This window comes from Kitasatospora sp. NPDC032121 (genome assembly GCF_055580145.1).
Window position 1 is genome coordinate 1,033,879 of sequence record NZ_JBVILX010000001.1, and the last position, 17,938, is coordinate 1,051,816.

Annotated in this window: 21 protein-coding genes; 6 read left to right on the plus strand and 15 right to left on the minus strand. The window is 72.0% G+C overall.

The features are described from left to right. Positions 1-160: 160 nt before the first annotated feature. Genes ACZ5OX_RS04750 through ACZ5OX_RS04765 form a run of 4 tightly spaced genes read left to right on the plus strand, consistent with a single transcriptional unit; the run spans position 161 to position 3,354 of the window. Entirely contained in the window at positions 161-1,204 is a 1,044-nt protein-coding gene (locus ACZ5OX_RS04750) for a metal ABC transporter substrate-binding protein (RefSeq protein WP_465628894.1), read from the plus strand. A 13-nt stretch (positions 1,205-1,217) separates the two neighbouring features. Further along, positions 1,218-1,982: a metal ABC transporter ATP-binding protein gene (locus ACZ5OX_RS04755; protein WP_392869831.1), complete on the plus strand. Its 765-nt coding sequence runs from the start codon at positions 1,218-1,220 to the stop codon at positions 1,980-1,982. Then, the gene (locus ACZ5OX_RS04760; RefSeq protein ID WP_465628895.1) at positions 1,982-2,908 is read left to right on the plus strand and encodes a metal ABC transporter permease; all 927 of its coding nucleotides are present in this window, start codon (positions 1,982-1,984) and stop codon (positions 2,906-2,908) included. Before ACZ5OX_RS04755 ends, ACZ5OX_RS04760 begins: the two co-directional genes overlap by 1 nt. A gap of 35 nt (positions 2,909-2,943) precedes the next feature. Then, positions 2,944-3,354, plus strand: coding sequence for a Fur family transcriptional regulator (locus tag ACZ5OX_RS04765; RefSeq protein ID WP_188298282.1), 411 nt, complete (start codon positions 2,944-2,946; stop codon positions 3,352-3,354). 116 nt (positions 3,355-3,470) lie between these two features. On the opposite strand, the gene ACZ5OX_RS04770 is transcribed toward ACZ5OX_RS04765, so the two are convergent. The 4 genes from ACZ5OX_RS04770 to leuA all read right to left on the minus strand — a co-directional run bounded on the left by ACZ5OX_RS04770 (position 3,471) and on the right by leuA (position 8,027). Next, positions 3,471-4,304, minus strand: a complete 834-nt coding sequence (locus ACZ5OX_RS04770) for an isoprenyl transferase (RefSeq protein ID WP_402409751.1) — start codon at positions 4,302-4,304, stop codon at positions 3,471-3,473. Positions 4,305-4,308: 4 nt separating this feature from the next. Next, positions 4,309-5,055, minus strand: a complete 747-nt coding sequence (gene recO, locus ACZ5OX_RS04775) for a DNA repair protein RecO (protein WP_380542322.1) — start codon at positions 5,053-5,055, stop codon at positions 4,309-4,311. 270 nt (positions 5,056-5,325) lie between these two features. Continuing rightward, positions 5,326-5,991: a TerB family tellurite resistance protein gene (locus ACZ5OX_RS04780; RefSeq protein WP_465628717.1), complete on the minus strand. Its 666-nt coding sequence runs from the start codon at positions 5,989-5,991 to the stop codon at positions 5,326-5,328. Positions 5,992-6,230: 239 nt separating this feature from the next. Continuing rightward, on the minus strand, positions 6,231-8,027 hold the full coding sequence (leuA, locus tag ACZ5OX_RS04785) for a 2-isopropylmalate synthase (RefSeq protein WP_465628718.1): 1,797 nt from the start codon (positions 8,025-8,027) through the stop codon (positions 6,231-6,233). Positions 8,028-8,366: 339 nt separating this feature from the next. Here leuA and ACZ5OX_RS04790 point away from each other — a divergent pair, with 339 nt between their 5' ends. After that, a complete protein-coding gene (locus ACZ5OX_RS04790; RefSeq protein WP_465628719.1) occupies positions 8,367-9,392 on the plus strand; it encodes a M4 family metallopeptidase in 1,026 nt (341 codons plus the stop codon). 120 nt (positions 9,393-9,512) lie between these two features. Then, on the plus strand, positions 9,513-9,779 hold the full coding sequence (locus ACZ5OX_RS04795; RefSeq protein WP_465628720.1) for a protealysin inhibitor emfourin: 267 nt from the start codon (positions 9,513-9,515) through the stop codon (positions 9,777-9,779). Positions 9,780-9,887: 108 nt separating this feature from the next. On the opposite strand, the gene era is transcribed toward ACZ5OX_RS04795, so the two are convergent. From era to ACZ5OX_RS04850, 11 genes are all read right to left on the minus strand, one after another. Then, positions 9,888-10,817, minus strand: coding sequence for a GTPase Era (era, locus tag ACZ5OX_RS04800; protein ID WP_270147040.1), 930 nt, complete (start codon positions 10,815-10,817; stop codon positions 9,888-9,890). 80 nt (positions 10,818-10,897) lie between these two features. Beyond that, complete coding sequence (locus ACZ5OX_RS04805; RefSeq protein ID WP_465628721.1) at positions 10,898-11,086, minus strand: hypothetical protein; 189 nt, start codon at positions 11,084-11,086, stop codon at positions 10,898-10,900. Between the two features lie 173 nt (positions 11,087-11,259). Further along, positions 11,260-11,613 carry a cytidine deaminase gene (locus ACZ5OX_RS04810; RefSeq protein ID WP_189917993.1) on the minus strand — a complete coding sequence of 118 codons (354 nt, stop codon included), beginning with the start codon at positions 11,611-11,613 and terminating at the stop codon, positions 11,260-11,262. Positions 11,614-11,641: 28 nt separating this feature from the next. After that, complete coding sequence (locus ACZ5OX_RS04815) at positions 11,642-12,193, minus strand: DUF4383 domain-containing protein (protein ID WP_465628722.1); 552 nt, start codon at positions 12,191-12,193, stop codon at positions 11,642-11,644. A 26-nt stretch (positions 12,194-12,219) separates the two neighbouring features. Then, on the minus strand, positions 12,220-12,456 hold the full coding sequence (locus tag ACZ5OX_RS04820; RefSeq protein WP_392869851.1) for a hypothetical protein: 237 nt from the start codon (positions 12,454-12,456) through the stop codon (positions 12,220-12,222). Positions 12,457-12,489: 33 nt separating this feature from the next. Next, positions 12,490-13,815, minus strand: coding sequence for a hemolysin family protein (locus tag ACZ5OX_RS04825; protein ID WP_465628723.1), 1,326 nt, complete (start codon positions 13,813-13,815; stop codon positions 12,490-12,492). Positions 13,816-13,834: 19 nt separating this feature from the next. Beyond that, the gene (gene ybeY, locus ACZ5OX_RS04830; RefSeq protein WP_207816018.1) at positions 13,835-14,329 is read right to left on the minus strand and encodes an rRNA maturation RNase YbeY; all 495 of its coding nucleotides are present in this window, start codon (positions 14,327-14,329) and stop codon (positions 13,835-13,837) included. 14 nt (positions 14,330-14,343) lie between these two features. Continuing rightward, positions 14,344-15,384 carry a PhoH family protein gene (locus ACZ5OX_RS04835; protein WP_465628896.1) on the minus strand — a complete coding sequence of 347 codons (1,041 nt, stop codon included), beginning with the start codon at positions 15,382-15,384 and terminating at the stop codon, positions 14,344-14,346. Positions 15,385-15,670: 286 nt separating this feature from the next. After that, positions 15,671-16,594, minus strand: coding sequence for a ribonuclease Z (locus ACZ5OX_RS04840; protein ID WP_449789096.1), 924 nt, complete (start codon positions 16,592-16,594; stop codon positions 15,671-15,673). 5 nt (positions 16,595-16,599) lie between these two features. Further along, positions 16,600-16,953, minus strand: coding sequence for a histidine triad nucleotide-binding protein (locus ACZ5OX_RS04845; RefSeq protein ID WP_465628724.1), 354 nt, complete (start codon positions 16,951-16,953; stop codon positions 16,600-16,602). Between the two features lie 54 nt (positions 16,954-17,007). Next, a complete protein-coding gene (locus tag ACZ5OX_RS04850) occupies positions 17,008-17,754 on the minus strand; it encodes an RDD family protein (RefSeq protein WP_465628725.1) in 747 nt (248 codons plus the stop codon). Positions 17,755-17,938 lie beyond the last annotated feature (184 nt).

Consider the following 17,938-nt stretch of genomic DNA (forward strand, 5'->3'; position numbering starts at 1 on the left):
CACGGCTGGTTGCGCGTACCCGAATACCTCAGGTTACCGGCCATACGGGTACGTGATTCAAATCGGTATCGTCCGGCCGCCCCCGCCCTCGGCCACCCTCCGTTCACCCACCCGAGTGATTTGACAATCATTTCCATGTGAGATGAGAATGATTGTCATGATGATCGGACTGCCTCACCTCGGACTGACTCGCCGGACCCGTCGTTCCCTGGCCTTCGGCGCCACCGCCCTGGCCGCCTCACTCGCCCTCACGGCCTGCGGAGGCAGCAGCAGCGCCGACAGCGGCACCGGCCGGCTGAAGGTCGTCGCGTCCTTCTACCCGATGGAGTTCCTGGCCCAGCAGATCGGCAAGGAGCACGTCGCGGTCACCGATCTGACCGCCGCCGGCGTCGAGCCGCACGACCTGGAGCTCACCGCCAAGCAGGTCGGCACGGTCCAGAAGGCCGACGCGATCATCTACCTCAAGGGCCTGCAGCCCACCGTCGACCAGGCCGTCGCGCAGTCGTCCAGCAAGCACAAGATCGACGCCACCGCCGCCAGCCCGCTGGTCGACCACCACCTCGACGAGGGCACCGAGGACAACGCCCACGGGAGCGACGGCCACGGGCACGAGGGCCCGGCCGGCGACCCGCACATCTGGCTCGACCCGACCCGCTACGCGGCGATCGCCAAGAGCGTCGGCGACGAGTTCGCCAAGGCCGACCCGGCGCACGCCGAGGACTACCGGAAGAACACCGACGAGCTGGTCACCAAGCTCACCGCGCTCGACCAGGAGTTCCAGGCCGGGCTGAAGGACGCCACGACCAGGACCTTCGTCACCAGCCACGCCGCCTTCGGCTACCTCGCCGACCACTACGGCCTCACCCAGGTCGCCATCAACGGCGTCGACCCGGAGTCCGAGCCCACCCCGGCCCGCCTCGCCGCGGTGCAGAAGGCCGCCAGGGACAACGGCGTCACCACCGTCTTCTTCGAGACCCTCGTCAGCCCCAAGCTCGCCGACACCGTCGCCAAGGACCTCGGCCTCAAGACCGCCGTCCTGGACCCGCTGGAGGGCGTCAAGGACCCCTCCAAGGACGACTACCTGACGGTGATGAAGCAGAACCTGGCCAACCTCCAGGCCGCCCTCGGCGCCCCGGCCACCCCGGCCACCCCCGCCGGAACCGCCCCCGCGACCGACGCCGCCACCCCTGCCGCCACCAGCTGACGGGACCAGCACCATGACCGACCCGATACCCCCGGCCGTCCGCCTCCGTGACGCCGTCGCCTCGCGTGGCGGCCGGCCGGTGCTGCGCGGCGTCGACCTCACCGTCCGCCCCGGCGAGGTCGTCGCCCTGCTGGGCGCCAACGGCTCCGGCAAGTCCACCACCGTCAAGGCCGTGATCGGCTCCGTCCCACTGGAGCAGGGCACCCTGGAGCTGTTCGGCACGCCGTTCGGCTCCTTCCGCGCCTGGCACCGGATCGGATACGTCCCGCAGCGCACCACCGCCGCCTCCGGCGTCCCCGCCACCGTCCGCGAGGTGGTCTCCACCGGACGGCTGCCGCAGCACCGGCTGCTGCCCTTCCGCCGCAGGGACCGCGAGGCGGTCGACCGCGCGCTGGCCGCCGTCGGCATGCTGGAGCGGGCCTCGGACGGCGTGGCCGACCTCTCCGGCGGCCAGCAGCAGCGGGTGCTGATCGCCCGCGCCCTGGTCGGCTCCCCCGACCTGCTGATCATGGACGAGCCGATGGCCGGCGTGGACGCCGCCAGCCAGCAGGTGCTCGCCGACACCCTGCGCGCCGAGGTCGGCCGCGGCGCCTCCGTCCTCCTCGTGCTGCACGAACTCGGGCCGCTGGAGCCGCTGATCGACCGCGCCGTGGTGCTGCGGGACGGCTGCGTCGCCCACGACGGCCCGCCGGTGCCCAACACCGGCCTGCACGCGCTGCCCGGCCACGACCACGTCCACCCGCACGCCGACCTGACCCCGCCGAGGCTGCTCGCATGATCGAGATGTTCTCCTACGACTTCATGCAGCGCGCCCTGCTCGCCGCCGTCCTGGTCGGGATCACCGCCCCGGCCGTCGGCATCTACCTGGTGCAGCGCCGCCAGGCGCTGATGGGCGACGGCATGGGCCACGTCGCGATGACCGGCGTCGGCCTCGGTTTCATCTTCCAGACCAGCCCGGTCTGGATGGCCGTGCTGGTCTGCGTGCTCGGCGCCGTCACCATGGAGCTGGTCCGCTCGCGCGGCAACCAGCGCGGCGACATCGCCCTCGCGATGCTCTTCTACGGCGGCATGGCCTGCGGCAAGCTGCTGGTCTCGATGTCCGCCCAGGCCGGGGCCGGCTCGCTGGAGAGCTACCTGTGGGGCTCGATCCTCACCGTCGCCCCCGCCGACCTGGCCACCATCGCGGTGCTCGGCGCGGTGGTCATCGCGGTCACCGTCGGCCTGCGCCGCCAGCTCTTCGCGATCTGCCAGGACGAGGACTTCGCCCGGGTCACCGGGGTGCCGGTGCGCACCCTCAACCTGCTGCTCGCGGTGATGGCCGCGGTCACCGTCACGGTCGCCATGCGGGTGGTCGGGCTGCTGCTGGTCAGCGCGCTGATGGTGGTCCCCGTGGTGGCCGCCCAGCAGCTCACCCGCTCCTTCGCCGCCACCCAGGCCGCCTCGATCGCGCTCGGCGTGGTCGTCTCGCTGGCCGGCGTCACCGGCTCCTACCACCTCGACGTGCCCTCCGGCCCGGCCATCGTGCTGCTCGCCATCGCGGTCTTCGCGGTGTTCAGCCTGCTCGCCGCGCCACTGGCCCGGCGGCGCCACCGCGGCGCGGTCGAGCAGGGGCCGAAGGTCTGCGACGTCGAACTGCCGGGACAGGCCACCTCCGGGCCCTCCGGCACGAGCACCCCTGAGGGGCGGGCGGGGCTGGCACAATGATGTGCGAGACGCCCACGACCCCAGGAGGACCCACGGTGACCACCGCAGGCCCGTCGCCGCGCGCCCGATCGACCCGGCAGCGTGCCGCCGTCTCGGCGGCCCTGGACGAGATCGCGGACTTCCGCAGTGCCCAGGAGCTTCACGACCTGCTCAAGCACCGCGGCGACTCCGTCGGTCTGACCACGGTCTACCGCACGCTCCAGTCGCTCGCGGACGCCGGTGAGGTGGACGTGCTGCGCACCGCCGACGGCGAGGCGGTCTACCGCCGGTGCAGCAGCGGGCACCACCACCACCTGGTCTGCCGGCACTGCGGCGCGACCGTCGAGGTGGAGGGCCCCGCGGTGGAGCGCTGGGCCAACTCGGTCGCCGCCGAGCACGGCTTCAGCGACATCGCGCACACCCTGGAGATCTTCGGGACCTGCGCGGAGTGCGCCAAGCGGATCTGAGCCCCGTGCGCGACGGCCCGTGCGCGACGGAGAGGACCCACCGGGATGATCCCGGTGGGTCCTCTCCGTCGTCCGGGTGACGCGGGAGCGAGGGGCTCCCCAGCTCCGAGGGCTCCTCAGCGCTGGGACGGCACCGGCGCGCCGACCTCGTTGGGGATCGCCCCGCCGAAGCGCCGGTCACGCATCGCGTACTGCTCGCAGGCGCGCCACAGGTCACGGCGGTCGAAGTCCGGCCAGAGCACGTCCTGGAACACGAACTCGGCGTAAGCCGACTGCCAGAGCAGGAAGTTGGAGGTGCGCTGCTCGCCGCTGGGGCGCAGGAACAGGTCCACGTCCGGCATGTCCGGGTGGTACATGTACTTGGCCAGGGTCTTCTCGTTGACCTTCTTCGGGTCGAGCTTCCCGGCCGCGACGTCCATGGCGATCGCCTGCGCCGCGTCGGCGAGTTCGGCCCGGCCGCCGTAGTTGACGCACATGTAGAGCGTGACGGCGTCGTTGCCCTTGGTCTGCTCCTCGGCGACCTGCAGCTCCTGGACGACGCTCTTCCACAGCTTGGGCATCCGGCCCGCCCAGCGGATCCGCACGCCCATGGCGTCCATCTCGTCGCGGCGGCGGGCGATGACGTCCCGGTTGAAGTTCATCAGGAACTTCACCTCGTCGGGCGAGCGCTTCCAGTTCTCGGTGGAGAACGCGTACAGCGAGATGTTCTTGACCCCGAGCTCGATGGCGCCCTTGAGGACGTCCAGCACCACGGACTCGCCGACCTTGTGGCCCTCGGTGCGCGGCAGTCCGCGCTCCTTGGCCCAGCGGCCGTTGCCGTCCATGACGATCGCGACGTGCTGGGGGATCAGCTCGCCGGGGAGCTTCGGGGGCTGTGCGCCGCTGGGGTGCGGGGTCGGGGGGACGTACGCCCGCTGCTTGCCGCCGCCGAAGAGCCGTCGCGCTGCCATGTGCTCACTTCTCCACGTATCTCATCGAGCGGATGCCCCGCTCCAGGTGCCACTGCAGATAGGCCGCGACCAGGCCGCTGCCCTCCCGCCAGTACCGCGGCTCGCAGGCGTCGGCCGTCTGCCAGTCCCCTGACAGCAGCGCCCCGAGCAGTACCAGTGTCTCAGGGGAGGGTACGGCACATCCGGGCACTCGGCAGTCGCCGCAGAGCACCCCGCCCGCGGGAAGGGAGAAGAAACGGTTCGGCCCCTCCAGGCCGCACTTGGCGCAGTCGGTGAAGCTCGCGCCGTACCCGTTCACCGCGAGCGAGCGCAGCAGGAAGGCGTCCAGCACCAGGTGCGACTCGTGCAGCCCGGCCGCCAGCGTGCGCAGTCCGCCGACCAGCAGCAGGTACTGCTGGACGGCCGGCTCGCCCTCGTTCTCGGCGAACCGCTCGGCGGTCTCCAGCATCGCGGTGCCGGCCGTGTAGCGGCCGTAGTCGGCGACGATCGGGCCCCCGTACGGGGCGATGGTCTCCACCTGGGTGCAGAGCGGCAATCCGCGGCCGACCAGCTCACTCCCCCGGCTGAAGAACTGCACGTCCACGTGCGAGAACGGCTCCAGGCGGGCGCCGAACTTGGACTTGGTCTTCCGCACCCCGCGAGCCACCGCCCGCACCTTGCCGTGCTGGCGGGTCAGCAGGGTGATGATCCGATCGGCCTCGCCGAGCTTCTGCGCCCGCAGCACGACGCCGTCGTCCCGGAAAAGACTCATGGGGACCATTGTCCCCCACCCCTCGCCCCGCGCCGGACAGCCGTGTTGCCCGCACCGGCGGCCGTGGGGGAGGCCTGCGGTGCGGGTCACGGCGGGCCCGGGGTGGGGAGTCCGGGGCCCGTTGTGGGGGATTCGGAGGTGGTCTACGGATTCCGGAGTCGCGGACCGCGGTGCGCGGTGATCGACGGCCGGCGTACTCGACGGACGGTGTGCTCGACGGACGGTGTGCTCGACGGACAGTGCCACGAGCGGTGTGCTCGTCGGACGGTGCTACTTGTACGGCGCCCTGGCCGCCGCCTCCAGCAGCGCCCCGACCCGGGCCTTCGGCAGGTCCAGGCAGCCCCCGACCGCGGCCAGCGCGTCGCGCTCCTGCGGCAGGTAGCGCCCGTCCGCCAGCGCGATCGCCGCGCCCTGCAGCAGCAGCCGCTCGCGGCCGTGGTGGGCCAGGTGCGGGGTGAGCGGTTCGAGCACCGCGTGCAGTTCGACGGCCAGGCCGCCGGACATCCCGCGGGCGTCGTGGAGTTCGCCGCCGAGCCCGGAGAGCGCGGCGAGCGCGGCCAGCACCTGGGCCTCGCCGCAGTCCTCGAACCCGGCCTCGCGCACCGCCGCGCAGGCCGCCTCGCGGGCCGCCCGGTGGGCGGTGCCGCCGGCCGCGAGCAGGGCCAGCGCGATGGTGTACTGGGCGTCCCGCAGCATCGCGCCGAGGCGCACGCTGGTGGGCTGCTCCAGGCTCTCGACGCCGTACCGGCCGTGGCAGCCGGTGCACTGCACGCTGCCGATGACCGGACCGAGCGGGACCACCGGGGTCCCCAGCAACCGCAGCCACCGCCGGCCGTGCTGCCGGCGGTAGTTGCGGTCCCCGCCGCAGCCCGGGCAGAAGAAGTCACCGAGAACGTCAGTCCGCCACCGCGGGCGAACACCCCACAACTTGGTCACGGCGCCACTCCCCAGACATGGCAGGCGGCCTGCTCGACAATGGGCAGGTCACGCGACCGGACACCGAGGCCGTCCCACCGACCCGGCTTTCCGGTGGATCGATGTTGCCACGGTTACCGGCACGTGTCAGTACCTCGAACGGCTTCCGATTCGAAAAAATGTGGCGCAGGCCACAGTGCCAGGTGGGCGCGACGAAGGGCCGCCCCGCAGGACGGCCCTTCGCATACCACCCGTTCGAATTAGCCGCGCTGCGAGCGGTTGACGGCGCTGATCATGGCCTTCAGCGAGGCCAGCACGGTGTTGCCGTCGATGCCCACGCCCCACATCACCCTGCCGTCCACCGCGCACTCCACGTACGCGGCGGCCTGGGCGTCGCCGCCCTCGCTCAGCGCGTGCTCGGCGTAGTCCAGGACGCGCACGTCCACGCCGATCCGGGCCAGCGCGTCGGCGAAGGCCGAGACCGGGCCGTTGCCGGCCCCGGTCAGGGTCACCGGGGCGCCGTCCACCAGGGCCTCGGCGGTCAGCGCGTCCCGGCCGTCCTCGGTGGTCAGGGTGCGCGAGCCGCACAGCGAGATCCGGCCCCACGGATTGTCAGTGGTCGGCAGGTACTCGTCCTCGAAGACCCGCCAGATCTCGGCCGGGCTGACCTCGCCGCCCTCGGCGTCGGTCTTGGCCTGGATGATCCGGGAGAACTCGATCTGCATCCGGCGCGGCAGGTCCAGCTTGTGGTCGTTCTTCAGCACGTACGCCACGCCGCCCTTGCCGGACTGGCTGTTGACCCGGATGACCGCCTCGTAGGTGCGGCCGACGTCCTTCGGGTCGATCGGCAGGTACGGCACGCCCCAGGTGTGCTCCTCCACCGGCACGCCCGCGGCCGCGGCGTCCGCCTCCAGGACGTCGAAGCCCTTCTTGATGGCGTCCTGGTGCGAGCCGGAGAAGGAGGTGTACACCAGGTCGCCGGCGTACGGGTGGCGCGGGTGCACCTCCATCTGGTTGCAGTACTCGGCGGTGCGGCGCACCTCGTCGATGTCGGAGAAGTCGATCTGCGGGTCGATGCCCTGCGAGAACAGGTTCATCCCCAGCGTCACCAGGTCGACGTTGCCGGTCCGCTCGCCCTGCCCGAACAGGCAGCCCTCGATGCGGTCGGCGCCCGCCATGTAGGACAGCTCGGCGGAGGCGACGGCGGTGCCGCGGTCGTTGTGCGGGTGCACCGACAGGCAGACGTGCTCGCGGCGCGACAGGTGCCGCGACATCCACTCGAACTGGTCGGCCTGGACGTTCGGGGTGGCCCGCTCGACGGTGGCGGGCAGGTTCAGGATGATCTCGCGGCCCTCGCCCGGCTGCCAGACGTCCATGACCGCCTCGCAGACCTCCAGCGCGAAGTCCAGCTCGGTGTCGACGAAGATCTCCGGCGAGTACTGGTAGCCGAAGACGGTGTCGTCGCCCAGCAGCTTCTCCGCGTACTCCATCACCAGCCGGGTGCCGTCGGTGGCGATCGCCTTGGTGGCCGCCCTGTCGTTGCGGAACACCACCCGGCGGAACAGCGGGGCGGTCGCGTTGTACAGGTGGACGGTCGCACGCGGGGCGCCGACCAGCGACTCCACGGTCTTCTCGATCAGCTCCTCGCGGGCCTGCGTCAGCACCGAGATGGTGACGTCCTCGGGGATCGCCCCCTCCTCGATCAGCGACCGTACGAAGGCGTGGTCGGTGGCACCGGAGGAGGGGAAGCCGACCTCGATCTCCTTGTAGCCCATCTTCACCAGCAGGTCGAACATCATCCGCTTGCGGGCCGGCGACATCGGGTCGATCAGCGCCTGGTTGCCGTCCCGCAGGTCGGTGGACAGCCAGCGCGGCGCCTTGGTGATCACCGCGTTCGGCCAGGTGCGGTCCGGCAGGTCGACGGTGCCGAACGGCAGGTAGCGCCCGTGCCGCATGCCCGAGGGCCGCTGGCGCACCGAGGCGGCGGTGATCGGGGTGGGGCGGTCGACGAAGGGACGGCCGACGGGGACGGACGCGGCGGAGTTCTGCTCGGTCATGGAGGTGACTCGGCTTCCTGTGATGCGTGATGCGGGCGGGTCGGGGTGGTCGACACGTGGTCGGTACCGACTGGCCGGCCTCGGCTGTCGCTCGCGATACACCGTCGGATCGCCGATTGCGCGCACAGCTCGTTCCCCGCGGCGAGGGTGCCGGCCCGGTGGACTACAGGCCCTCGACGCGGCAGCTAAGAAGAAGCAGCCCGTTGCGCATGATGGCCCCAGCGTAACCCAGCGCCGCGCGCCCCCGAAGTGATCCGGGCTTCCGTTCCACTCCTTGAGACGCGGCTGATCACGCCGGAGGTGGTGACAGCCGGTCATGAAGGCCCCACCCTGGGTCACATGACTGCAGCAGTACCGATCTGCACGATCGTCCCGCCGTACGTCCTGGACCGCCTCGCCGAGGCCGGTCACGAGCCCGCCGTCCACTCCCTGGCCCTCGACGCGGCGCACCGCGCGGCCCGCCTCGACGCGCCCCCGTCCGTCGCCGCCTCCGTCCCCGGCCTGAACCGGGTGGTGTACGACGCCGGCCACGGCCAGCGGCTGCCCGGGCGCAGCGTGCGCACCGAGGGCCGGGCCGCGTCCTCCGACAGCTCCGTCAACCACGCCTACGACGGCCTCGGCGCCACCTTCGCGCTCTACGCCGACGTCTTCGGCCGGCACTCGATCGACGACCGGAACCTGCGGCTGGACGCCACCGTCCACTACGGCCGCAACTACGACAACGCCTTCTGGAACGGCCACCAGATGGTGTTCGGCGACGGCGACAACGTGGTGTTCGGCGACTTCACCGCCTGCATCGACGTCATCGGCCACGAACTCACCCACGGCGTCACCCAGTTCACCGCCGGGCTGGACTACCAGGACCAGCCCGGTGCGCTCAACGAGTCGGTCTCCGACGTCTTCGGCTCGCTGGTCAAGCAGTACGCGCTGCACCAGGACGCCGCCGACGCGGACTGGCTGATCGGCGCCGGGCTGCTCGCCCCGGGCGTCCAGGGCGTGGCGCTGCGCTCGATGAAGGCGCCCGGCACCGCCTACGACGACCCGCAGCTCGGCAAGGACCCGCAGCCCGCGCACATGCGGGACTACGTGCACACCTCCCAGGACAACGGCGGGGTGCACGTCAACTCCGGCATCCCCAACCACGCGTTCTACCTGCTGGCCACCGCGCTCGGCGGCTCGGCCTGGGAGCGCGCGGGGCGGATCTGGTACGACGCGCTGACCGGGCGCACGCTGCCCGCCGACGCCGACTTCACCGCCTTCGCCCGGGCCACCGTGGCCGCCGCCAAGGCCCGCTACCCCGACGACCGGTCGGTCGTGGACACCGTCACGGCCTCCTGGGCGCAGGTCGGGATCAGCCCTGGGTGAGCGCCGGCCGGGGCCACCGGAGCGCGCCCGGAGGACGGTTGATCCGGGTCGAGGCGGGCTTGAGGTCACGGTCCGGGAAAAACCCGGCAAACCCCCTCCCCAGGTAGCACCATGGACACCATGCGCATCCAGGTGACCCGGACCGGCGGCTTCGCCGGGATCGTCCGCCAGGCGGAGATCGACACCGCCGACCGCACGGACGCCCCGCACGTGCACGCACTCGCCCGCGAGGCCGTCGCGGGCGGGCTGCGCACGCCCTCGTACGGGGTGCCGGACGGTTTCCACTACGAGATCACCGTCGACGGCCGGTCGGTGTACTGCGCCGACCCGAAGCTCACCGACTCCCAGCGCGAACTGGTCTCCCTGGTGCTGCGCGAGGGCGCGTAGCACCGGGGGCCGGGCCCCCGGAGTCGGCGAGGGCCCGCCCGGACGCATTCGCGTCCGAACGGGCCCGGGCCTTCCGGCGGCTCGAACTCCCCTGTCGGGAGCGCCGGTTCAGAATCCCAGCTTGCGCAGCTGCTTGGGGTCGCGCTGCCAGTCCTTGGCGACCTTGACGTGCAGGTCCAGGTAGACCGGCGTGCCGAGCAGCGCCTCGATGTGCTTGCGGGCGGTGGTGCCGACGTGCTTGAGCCGCGAGCCCTTGGCACCGATCACGATGGCCTTCTGGCTCTGCCGCTCGATGTAGACGTTGGCGTGGATGTCCAGCAGCGGGCGGTCCGCCGGGCGGCCCTCGCGCGGGAGCATCTCCTCGACCACCACGGCCAGCGAGTGCGGCAGCTCGTCGCGCACGCCCTCCAGCGCGGCCTCGCGGATCAGCTCGGCGACCATGATCTGCTCGGGCTCGTCGGTGAGGTCGCCGTCCGGGTAGAGCTGGTCGCCCTCCGGCAGCAGCTTGGTGAGCAGGTCGGCGACCAGTTCCACCTGCTTGTCGCCCACCGCCGAGACCGGGATGATCTCGGCCCACTCGAAGCCCAGCTCGACGCCGAGCTGCTGGATGGCGATCAGCTGCTCGGCCAGGCGCTTGGAGTCGACCAGGTCGGTCTTGGTGACGATGGCGACCTTCGGGGTCTTCTTGATCCCGGCGATCTCCTTGGCGATGAACTTGTCGCCGGGGCCGATCTTCTGGTCGGCGGGCAGGCAGAAGCCGATCACGTCGACCTCGGCCCAGGTGGTGCGGACCAGATCGTTGAGGCGTTCGCCGAGCAGGGTGCGCGGCTTGTGCAGACCGGGGGTGTCGACCAGCACGAGCTGGGCGTCGGGGCGGTGCACGATGCCGCGCACGGTGTGCCGGGTGGTCTGCGGGCGGTCGGAGGTGATCGCGACCTTCGTCCCCACCAGGGCGTTGGTCAGGGTCGACTTGCCCGCGTTGGGCCGGCCGACGAAGCACGCGAACCCGGAGCGGTACGAGGAGGAAGGGGCATTCATGGGCTCCATTCTCCCTGATCACCGGAGCCCCGCGGTCCGGGCCCGCCTCCGGGGGCGTCCGGGGGCATCCGGGGGCGCGTTCAGCCCTTCTTGGCGGGCTTGTTGCCGCCCTTGCCGCCCTTGCCGTCGGTGGGGACCAGCGAGACCACCACCAGCACCAGCAGGAAACCGAGCGAGCCGAACAGCCAGAGGTCCGAGCCGGTCTCCTGCCACTTGCCGAGCCCCATCACGAACAGCAGCAGCCCGGCGAAGAACGCCACCGCCCCCATGCCCCAGTCCCCCTCACCGAGTCCACTCCCCCGGTGAGACTATCTGCCGGGCCTGGGCCGAGACCATGCCCTCCGGCGAGGCCGCCGAAGGCCCGCACCACGGCCCCCCGACGCCCCGGAAGAGCCCGGCACGGGCCCGCACGCAGGCCCGGCACACGGGCCCGTACGGCCCCTCAGCGGGCCTCGGCGGCCACCCGCAGCGCCCCGTCCGGCCCGGCCAGCAGCACCGGCGTCCCGGCCCCGCCCAGGTCCCGCACGGCCGCCAGGTCCGCCTCGGCCGGCTGCTCCGCCTCGCTCACCACGGCCGCCGCCTCCAGCGACCTTGCACCGCTGGCCACCGCCATCGCCACCGCCGTCTGGAGGGCGCTCAGCCGCAGCGACTCCAGCGCGACCGTCCCTGCCACGTAGGTGCGCCCGGTCTCGTCACGCACCGCGGCCCCCTCGGCGACGCCGTTGCGGGCGCGGGCCGAGCGGGCCAGGGTGATGATCTTCTTGTCTTCGGGGTCGAGCTCGACGATGTCACTCATGCCGCCGAGCATAGGCACCCGGCGCCGGTCAGTGGCCGACCGGGTGGGTCCGCCCCCGGTTCGGATGGATGACCTTGACGAAGGTCTTCGCCGCACCGGACGGCAGGTCCTCCTCGCGCTCGGTGCGCTTGCGCCAGTACGGGTTGTCGTGCGGCAGGTGGCTGCTCACCCGGCCGTACATCCCGAAGGTCGTCAGGACGATCCCGAAGACGAACGCGAACAGCACGTTCGACAACCGGAAGTTGAGGATGTTCGCTTCCGGCCGCTCCAGCACCGTCAGACCGTAGAAGCCGGACAGGACGAACAGCACGCCCACCGCCATGTTGAGGTTGGACGCGAAGTTCCCGCCGATCACCGCCCCCACCAGCAGGACCGCGCCCGCCACGATGGACAGGATGCTCAGCGCCCCGTTGGTCGACAGCCCGGCGATCCGGTCGCCGTGGGTGGCCAGGAAGCCGGGATGGTCGGCCAGCCCCAGGCTCCCGAACACGATCAGGAAGATCCCCCCGCCCCCCGCCCCGATCCGCCACACCATGGCGAGCCGCCGGTCGACGGGCTTCAGCGTGTCTTGCAGCTTCATGGCGACCTCCAGAGCTCGGCCATGGTCTAGCTGTAGGGATGGAGCTTCTCCATGTGCGGCGTCTCGTGCATGTAGAGCGAGCCGCACTGCTGGCAGCAGCGCAGCCCGGTGCCCCACTCCTCCTCGGGCCGCGTCTCGGCGTCGTCCGGCATGGTCCGGCCGCAGAGCGCCACCGACAGGTCCTCGTCCCGCACCACGTGCCAGGACTTGACTCCGCCGGCCGCCCCCTGCGGGCCGTACTCCGCGCGAAGTTTGTGCGTCATGCCCTCCATGGTCGCTCGGCGCCCGCCCGGCCGCTACTCGCCCGAGGGCTCCTCCGGGCCCTCGGTGTGGCGGACGGGGGCGGCGACCATGGAGCCGATCCGGTTGCGGCGGCCCGCCGAGGACTCGGCGGTCAGCAGAATGCCGGTCAGGCCGCCGTCGACCGGCTCGGGCAGCGGGATCTCGCAGGAGGAACCGGGGATCGGCACCCGGCCCAGGTGCTTGGCCAGCAGGCCGCCGACGGTCTCGACGTCCTCGTCCTCCAACTCGATGCCGAACAGCTCGCCCAGGTCCTCGACCAGCAGCCGGGCGGTGATCCGGTACGAGCCGTCGCCGAGGTCCTCCACCGGGGCGATCTCCCGGTCGTACTCGTCGGTGATCTCGCCGACGATCTCCTCCAGGATGTCCTCGATGGTGACCAGCCCGGCCGTGCCGCCGTACTCGTCGATCACGATCGCCACGTGCGAGCGGCGCTGCTGCATCTCGCGCAGCAGGTCACCGGCCGCCTTGGAGTCCGGGACGAAGACGGCCGGGCGCATCACCGCGCCGACCTCCTCGGACTCCGCCTCCCGGTTGATGTGGGTGCGCCGCACCAGGTCCTTGAGGTAGACGATGCCGACCACGTCGTCCTCGTTGTCGCCGACCACCGGGATGCGCGAGAAGCCCGAGCGCAGCGCCAGGGTGAGCGCCTGCCGGACGGTCTTGTGCCGCTCGATCATCACCAGGTCGGTGCGCGGCACCATCACCTCGCGCACGATGGTGTCGCCCAGCTCGAAGACCGAGTGCACCATCCGGCGCTCCTCGTCCTCGATCAGGTCGTCCTTCTCGGCGAGGTCCACCAGGGCCCGCAGCTCCGCCTCGGAGGCGAACGGACCCTCCCGGTAGCCCTTGCCCGGGGTCAGCGCGTTGCCGAGCAGGATCAGCAACCGCGGGATCGGCCCCAGCACCGCGGCCAGCGGCAGCAGCACGAAGGAGGCCGCGGCCGCGGTGGTGACCGGGTGCTGGCGCCCGATCGTGCGCGGCGAGACCCCCACCGCGACGAACGACACCAGCACCATCACACCGAACGCCAGCAGCACGGCCTGCCAGGTGGGCGTCACGTTGCGCACGCACACCACGGTGACCAGCACCGCAGCCGCCATCTCGCTGGCCACCCGGATCAGGGTGGCCAGGTTGAGGTAGCGGATCGGGTCGGAGGCGACGGTCAGCAGCCGCGCGGAACCGCGCCGACCGCTGCGCACCGCCTCCTCCGCCCGGAACCGGGAGACCCGGGAGATGCCCGCCTCGGCGCACGCGGCCAGCCAGCCGAGCACGACGAGCAGCACGGCACCGAGGATGAAGCTCGTACTCTCACCACTCACAGGGGTTCGGGCTCCGCGCTCAGTGGGTGGTGGGAGCCGGGGAGATGCCGCCGAGGCCGCGGCCCGCCCGCCAGTCGTCCAGGATGCGCTTCTGGAGGGCGAACATCTCCTCCTCTTCCTCCGGCTCCTCGTGGTCGTAGCCGAGGACGTGCAGCACGCCGTGCACGGTGAGCAGCTGCAGCTCCTCGTCCATCGAGTGCTTGGAGGGAGCCGCCTTGCCCTGCTGCTCGGCGACCTCGGGGCAGAGCACGATGTCCCCGAGCAGGCCCTGCGGCAGCTCCTCGCCCTCCTTGCCGGGACGCAGCTCGTCCATCGGGAAGGACATCACGTCGGTGGGCCCTGGCAGGTCCATCCACTGGATGTGCAGCTCCTCCATCGCCGCTCCGTCCACCAGGATCACGGACAGTTCGGACTGCGGGTGGATCCGCATCTTGTCCAGTGCGAAGCGGGCGACGTCGAGGATGGCTTCCTCATCGGCCTCCCAACCGGACTCGTTGGCGATGTCGATCGACATGACGGGCTCTGTGCTCAGCTTTCGGTGCGATGGGACTGTCGGGGTGCGCGGGGTGCGCGGGGTGCGGTGGCCTTGCCGGGCCGCCGCTGGGCGGGCTTGCGGGCCGCCGGGGCGGCGTCCTCGACCTCCTGGCGGGCGTCCCAGCGCTCGTAGGCGTCCACGATCCGGCCGACCAGCTTGTGGCGGACCACGTCGGTGCTGGTGAGGACGGAGAAGTGGATGTCGGGCACGTCGGCCAGGATCTCCTGGACGACCTTGAGCCCGCTGCGGGTGCCGCCCGGGAGGTCGATCTGGCTGGTGTCGCCGGTGACCACCACCCGGGAGTTGAACCCGAGGCGGGTGAGGAACATCTTCATCTGCTCGGGCGAGGTGTTCTGGGCCTCGTCGAGGATGATGAAGGCGTCGTTGAGGGTGCGGCCGCGCATGTACGCGAGCGGCGCGACCTCGATGGTGCCGGCCGCCATCAGGCGCGGGATGGAGTCCGGGTCCATCATGTCGTGCAGCGCGTCGTACAGCGGGCGCAGGTACGGGTCGATCTTCTCGTAGAGGGTGCCGGGCAGGAAGCCCAGCCGCTCCCCCGCCTCGACCGCCGGGCGGGTCAGGATGATCCGGTTGACCTCCTTGGCCTGGAGGGCCTGGACGGCCTTGGCCATCGCCAGGTAGGTCTTGCCGGTACCGGCCGGGCCGAGGCCGAAGACGATCGTGTGCTTGTCGATCGCCTCGACGTAGCGCTGCTGGTTGAGGGTCTTCGGGCGGATCGTGCGGCCCCGGTTGGACAGGATGTTCGCGGTGAACACCTGGGAGGGCGCCGGGCTGTCCGGGTCCTGCTCCTGGCTGCGGAGCATGGCGATGGAGCGCTCCACGGAGTCCTCCGTCAGGGGCTGGCCGGTGCGCAGCACCAGCATCATCTCGTTGAAGAGCCGCTGTACGAGGGCGACCTCGGCCCGCACCCCGGTGGCCGTCACCTCGTTGCCGCGGACGTGGATGTCGGCGGCGGGGAAGCCCCGCTCGATCACGCGCAGCAGCGAGTCCGCGGTGCCGAGCAGGGTGACCATCGGGTGCTTCTCGGGGATGACGATCCGGGTGCTGACACGGCCGTCGTCGGCCGGTTCGGGGCGCGACTGTCCGTTCGTACGGGTCTGCGATGTGTCACTCATAGGTCGGCGCTGGGGCCTGCCTCATCCCATCCGTGGTGTCGGGTGCCGCTCGGTGTCTCCGGGGCACCAGGGTACGCCGCGAACATGATCGCCGTGGCGGGCGGCGGGGCCGCACCCGACGATGCTGCGGCAGATCGCAGGCCGATGCGAGCCCTTTTCCGGGGTTCGCGCGGTTCCGTCCCGTTCACGACGGGCGGCGGGCCGGAACGGGCACCCGGTCGAGGTCGGCGGCCAGGACCAGTTCCCCGTCGAAGTGCTTGCGGGCGTCGGCGAGGTGCTGGCCGAGGTCCGGGTAGCGCTGGGAGAAGTGGGTCAGCACCAGGGTGCGCACGCCGGCCTCGGCGGCGACCTTGGCGGCCTGCCCGGCGGTGAGGTGGCCGTGCTCCTCGGCGAGGCGGGCGTCGGCGTCGGTGAAGGTCGCCTCGACGACCAGCAGGTCGGCGCCCTCGGCGAGGGTGTGCACCCCCTCGCACAGCCGGGTGTCCATCACGAAGGCGAACCGCTGGCCCGGCCGCGGCTCGCTGACCTCGGCCAGGGTGACGGTGCGGCCGTCCACCTCGATCGCGCCCTCGTGCTGGAGCCGGCCCACCGCCGGGCCGCGCAGGCCGAGCGCGGCGAGCCGCTCCGGCACCAGCCGGCGGCCGTCCGGCTCGGACAGCCGGTAGCCGAAGGACTCCACCGGGTGGTCCAGCCGGACGGCGTCCAGCGCGAAGCGGGCGCCGGGCGCGGGCAGCGGTCCGGGCTCGTCGATCGGCCGGGGCCGCAGCACGGCCGTCTCGTGGTAGGCGGTGGAGTGCCGCAGCCGCTCGAAGTAGACCTCGCCGGAGGCCGGGAAGTAGACGTCGACCGGGTGCGGGACCCGGTCGAGGTTGATCCGCTGGATCACCCCGGCGAGGCCCAGGCAGTGGTCCCCGTGGAAGTGGGTGACCGCGATCCTGGTGATCTGGGTGGCCGTGACCCCGGCGTGCAGCATCTGGCGCTGGGTGCCCTCGCCGGGGTCGAACAGCAGGCCCTCGCCGTCCCAGCGCAGCAGGTAGCCGTTGTGGTTGCGGTGCCGGGTGGGCACCTGGCTGGCGGTGCCGAGGACGACGAGTTCGCGCTGGGACACGTGGGTCAGACCATGCGCTCGGTCATCGACATCCCGCCGAGGAGGTGGACGTGCGCGTGGAAGACGGTCTGTCCGGCGCCCGCACCGGTGTTGAAGATCAGCCGGTAGTCCTCGATGCCCTCGTCCCGGGCCACCGCGCCCGCCTCGGCGAGCAGTTCGCCGGCGATCTCCGGCTCGGCGGCGGCCAGCGCGGCCGCGTTCGGGTAGTGCACGTGCGGGATCACCAGCACGTGCACGGGCGCCTTGGGGGCGATGTCGCGGAAGGCGAGGGTGCGCTCGGTCTTGCGCACCACGGTCGCCGGGATCTCGCCCGCCACGATCTTGCAGAACAGGCAGTCGGGCTGCGGCTCGCCGGCCATGGCGCTCTCCTCGGGATCGGTACGTCGGGTGTGGTGGGGCCGTACGGGCGCAGCCTAGCCGAGGCGGGCGACGGCCTGCTGGTACTCCTGGAGGTGCTTCCAGCGCACCGAGCGCACGCCGACCAGGTCGCCCTCGTCGCTGTCGTAGTCCTCGGTGAGGAGGTTGACGGCGAGGATGACGAAGCCGAGCAGCCAGCGCCTGGTGAGCCGCCAGGTGTTGGGCCGCATCACGCCCTTGCGGCGCACCACCCGCATCGCCGTGATCCCCTTGCCCACGCTGAAGCCGGTCAGCCGGGCGAGCACCACCTGGTTGAGGAAGGACGCGCCGAGGCCGACCGCCAGCAGCGCCACGAAGTACGGCACCGCCGGTCCGCCGCTCTGCACGGCGTGGCCGGCCACGTACTCGGTCCTCGGGCGGCTCGCGGCGTTGGCGGCGACGAAGCCGAGGCCGATCGCGAACAGCCAGTCCAGCACGATCGCCAGGAACCGCCGGCCGCCGCCCGCCTCCTTGGGGCAGGGCGGCAGGGCCCGGCCCTGCGGCTGCGCGTAGGCCTGCGGCTGCGCGTAGGCCTGCGGCGGGTACGGCTGCGGGTAGGGCTGCGGCTGGTGAGGCTGCGGGTAGGGCTGCGGCTGGTGAGGCTGCGGGTACGGCTGCTGGTAGGGCTGCGGCTGGTGAGGCTGCGGGTAGGGCTGTTGGTACGGCTGCGGCTGCTGGTACGACGGCGCCGGCGGGTACGGCTGCTGCGGCTGCTGTGCGTATGGATTCCGGTCGTACTGCGGCGGCGGGTAGCCCTGCGCCATGTGTTCCCCCGTGAACTGTGGATCAAGAAGCAGCCCCGCATCCTACCCACGCCCCCGCACACGGTAGTGGGGGGGGGGGGGGGGCGGGGCCCCCCCCCCCCCCCCCCCCCCCCCCCCCCCCCCCCCAAACCCCCCCCCCCCCCCCCCCCCCCCCCCCCCCCCCCCCCCCCCCCCCCCCCCCCCC